The organism is Barnesiella sp. CU968 (genome assembly GCF_905219685.1).
Taxonomy (GTDB): domain Bacteria; phylum Bacteroidota; class Bacteroidia; order Bacteroidales; family Muribaculaceae; genus Lepagella; species Lepagella muris_A.
Genome location: NZ_CAJMXD010000320.1, coordinates 1 through 3,365, shown reverse-complemented (window position 1 = coordinate 3,365; position 3,365 = coordinate 1). Strand labels below are relative to the sequence as shown.

At 42.7% G+C, this 3,365-nt stretch carries 4 protein-coding genes; 2 read left to right on the top strand and 2 right to left on the bottom strand.

Annotated features, from left to right (window positions below; translation table 11 throughout):
- Positions 1–160 precede the first annotated feature (160 nt).
- Together JX312_RS10855 and JX312_RS10850 are read right to left on the bottom strand one after the other, a co-directional pair.
- On the bottom strand, positions 161–1,198 hold the full coding sequence (locus JX312_RS10855) for an RluA family pseudouridine synthase (protein WP_204458007.1): 1,038 nt from the start codon (positions 1,196–1,198) through the stop codon (positions 161–163).
- The gene (locus JX312_RS10850; protein WP_204458006.1) at positions 1,198–1,959 is read right to left on the bottom strand and encodes a PASTA domain-containing protein; all 762 of its coding nucleotides are present in this window, start codon (positions 1,957–1,959) and stop codon (positions 1,198–1,200) included. Before JX312_RS10850 ends, JX312_RS10855 begins: the two co-directional genes overlap by 1 nt.
- A 145-nt stretch (positions 1,960–2,104) precedes the next feature.
- Here JX312_RS10850 and JX312_RS10845 point away from each other — a divergent pair, with 145 nt between their 5' ends.
- Positions 2,105–2,905, top strand: coding sequence for an outer membrane protein assembly factor BamD (locus JX312_RS10845; protein ID WP_124029715.1), 801 nt, complete (start codon positions 2,105–2,107; stop codon positions 2,903–2,905).
- A gap of 47 nt (positions 2,906–2,952) precedes the next feature.
- Positions 2,953–3,288 carry a DNA-directed RNA polymerase subunit omega gene (locus JX312_RS10840; RefSeq protein WP_123406356.1) on the top strand — a complete coding sequence of 112 codons (336 nt, stop codon included), beginning with the start codon at positions 2,953–2,955 and terminating at the stop codon, positions 3,286–3,288.
- Positions 3,289–3,365: the final 77 nt, after the last annotated feature.

The following is a 3,365-nucleotide window of genomic DNA, read 5'->3' as shown; positions in this document are numbered from 1 at the left end:
GCCAGCACAAATAGCAAATTGCCATCCAACTCTTGACCTCGAATTTGATTAACACTTTTTAAGAGACACTAGTGACAAATAATTTTGCTAATATCATCATCAATATAATATTTTTTACAGGTATATTCACCTGTATGTCCGCCACATCATTATCGCAACGTCATTCAGCGGCACGATAGGCACGCCACTTTTCAAAAAGAGATTCCATATCCGGCGGTATCGGACACTCGAAATTCATTTCCTCTCCTGTCGCAGGATGCCTGAATCCCAATGTTCTCGCATGCAGAGCCTGACGAGGACACACGGAAAAGCAGTTCTCCACAAATTGCCGGTATTTGGCAAAAGTAGTACCCTTTAAAATCCTGTCACCTCCATATCTGGCATCATTGAAAAGCGGATGACCCTGACTGAGCATGTGAACCCTTATCTGATGCGTACGACCGGTTTCAAGAACACATTTTACGATTGTCACATATCCGAAACTTTCAATCACCTCATAATGCGTCACCGCATGTTTGCCTATGGCAGGATCCGACATAACCGCCATTTGAAGCTTGTTCTTGGGATTCCTTGCAATATTTCCGGTTATAGTTCCTTTTTTTTCATCAAATGCCCCCCACACCATCGCAACGTATTCCCGGCGAGTTGTCTTATTGAAGAACTGCAGTCCCAGATCAGTCTTCGCATCAGGAGTCTTAGCCACGACGAGCAGACCGGAAGTATCTTTGTCAATACGATGTACAAGTCCAAGACGAGGATCACTCACGTCATAATCCGGATTATCCTTGAAATGCCACGCCAATGCATTCACCAGAGTTCCGCTGTAATTGCCGTGACCGGGATGAACAACAAGTCCGGCAGGTTTATTGACGACAAGAAGATAATTGTCTTCGTAGACAATATCAAGAGGTATATCCTCCGCAATGATCTCAAAATCATAACGAGGTCGATCCATCACCACACTGATGACATCAAAAGGTTTTACCTTATAGCTCGACTTCACCGGTTTGCCGTTGGCGAGGACACAATTGGCATCCGCAGCCTGTTGAACACGGTTGCGCGAAGTTTTCTCTATCCTGTCGGTAAGAAACTTGTCGACACGTATCATCTGCTGACCTTTGTCGGCAACAAAACGGAAGTGCTCATAAAACTCCGTTCCTTCCTCAACTATGTAAAATGAACTTTCTTCCTCTGCCATCACTCAAGATAAGATGTATTGGTTTGCTCCTCTTCCTCCTCGATTTCAGAAGGGGTATTTCCCGGATCTTCCACACCTGTCGACTCATCTGTCTGATAAATCTCCGGATTTTCCTGATAATACCGCATCAGCTCCTCATTCTGCAATGAATCCTTGACAGCTCCAAGACGTCCGTCGGAAACCTCAAGAACAATCGATGCGCTAACAGGCACCTTTTGTATCTTACGCACCGGCTTTCCGTTTGCCGACACCTTTACGACCCTGTCGGTCGAGCCAAGCACCTTTACAACCCTGACATTCTTGAATCCAAGTTCATCAAGCTTAGCCATGGCAGATCTGAAAGACTCCCCTTTCATGGCAAGTTCATTAGGGCTGCCGTTATTGTCAATCACAACCTCCCTGGGATGAACCGCATTTATATATAAGAAAATCTTACGTCCCGGCTTAACAATTGAATTTGCCTTGGGAAACTGCTCGATTACCCTGCCCGGCTTTACATCCTCGCGATAAAGCGAGTCCCGTATATCCACCTTGAAACCACGCTTATGCAATATGTTCACCGCCTCAGTGTAAGTCTTACCCTCCACACCCGGCAACTCCTCGCTTTGCCCATGCTTTGTAAAAAGAGCGATAGCCACATACACCACATAGATGCCCAGTATCGCTATTATGCAAATTATGCCGATATTGGCAAGAACCGGATGACGCGAGATAAAACCGCTTCCCAAGCCACATGATATTTTGTTTGCTTTCGTTTTCAAACCATCTGATGTTTTAGTCCTCAAAGTTAATAGAAATATATGAAATATTAAAGTTTGAATGCATTTCTGATTAAAAATTAATTCACTTTATCCGATATATCATTTTTTTTTACTAACTTTGCGATTCAAAGCGAATAATTGAAACATGCGGAAATTATTATATTTTATACCACTTCTTTTGGTTCTCGCCTCATGTGGAGAATACACCAAAGTGCTGAAGAGCCATGATGTGGATTATAAATTCGATTATGCCAAGCGCGCATACGATCAAAGGAAATATCTTCAGGCATCGACTATCCTGAGTGAGATTGTGACTCCATTGCGAGGCGGTCCAAACGGAGAGGAAGCATTGTTTCTTCTGGCGATGTCTTATTATGAAAACAAAGATTATCCGAACTCCGCAGTATATTTCAAAACATATTACAACAGATATCCCAAGGGGAAATATGCCGAACTCGCGCGTTTCTACAGCGGATACGGCTATTATCTTGACTCTCCCGACCCTCAACTTGACCAGACAAACACAATCAAGGCAATTGAGGAGCTTCAGGGTTTTCTTGACTATTTCCCCAAAAGCGACAGGGTTACCATAGCGCAGAACGCAATTTTCGAGATGCAGGACAAGCTTACGCTCAAGGAACTTCAGAACGCACAGCTTTATTATAATCTCGGTAATTATATGGGGAATAATTACGAATCTGCAATCATAGTATCGCAGAATGCCCTTAAGGATTATCCTTATTCAAAATATAAGGAAGATTTCGAACTCCTTATTCTGAAATCAAAGTTTCAGGAGGCAAAACAGAGTATCAACGAGCGACAAGCAGACAGATACAGAGATGTTGTCGATGAATATTACTCGTTCATAAACAACTACCCCGATTCAAAACACAAAAAAGAAGCAGAAACGATTTACAAGATAGCAAGCAAACATGTGAATCTCTGATTGTGTTGATTATTAGTAAAATTTTGTGAACCGTCATAATAGAAATTATGGATTATAAGAAAACCAACGCTCCGCTCAATACGGTAACACGCGACATGATCGCCATGGCAGAGCAGACCGGAAATGTTTACGAAACAGTTTGCGTGATAGGCAAACGTGCAAATCAGATTTCCGTAGAGCTCAAGAAAGAGCTTGAACGCAAGTTGCAGGAATTTGCATCGACAGACAATCTTGAAGAAGTTTCCGAGAACCGCGAACAAATTGAAATTTCGAGATTCTACGAAAAGCTGCCCAAACCGACTTTGATCGCCACTCAGGAATATGTGGAACACAAGCTATATTTCTCAAATCCTCTGAAAGAGAAAGAGCGTCTTGATGATTAATAAATAGGGTGTTCAGTTCTATGTTCCAAAATTAACTCACATTATTGAGTGTNCTGGAACGCAGAACCACCCGATTC

Coding starts and splice junctions, on each gene's coding strand:
- JX312_RS10855 (WP_204458007.1), bottom strand. CDS start 1,198: ATGGCAGAGGAAGAAAGTTCATTTTACATAGTTGAGGAAGGAACGGAG.
- JX312_RS10845 (WP_124029715.1), top strand. CDS start 2,105: ATGCGGAAATTATTATATTTTATACCACTTCTTTTGGTTCTCGCCTCA.
- JX312_RS10840 (WP_123406356.1), top strand. CDS start 2,953: ATGGATTATAAGAAAACCAACGCTCCGCTCAATACGGTAACACGCGAC.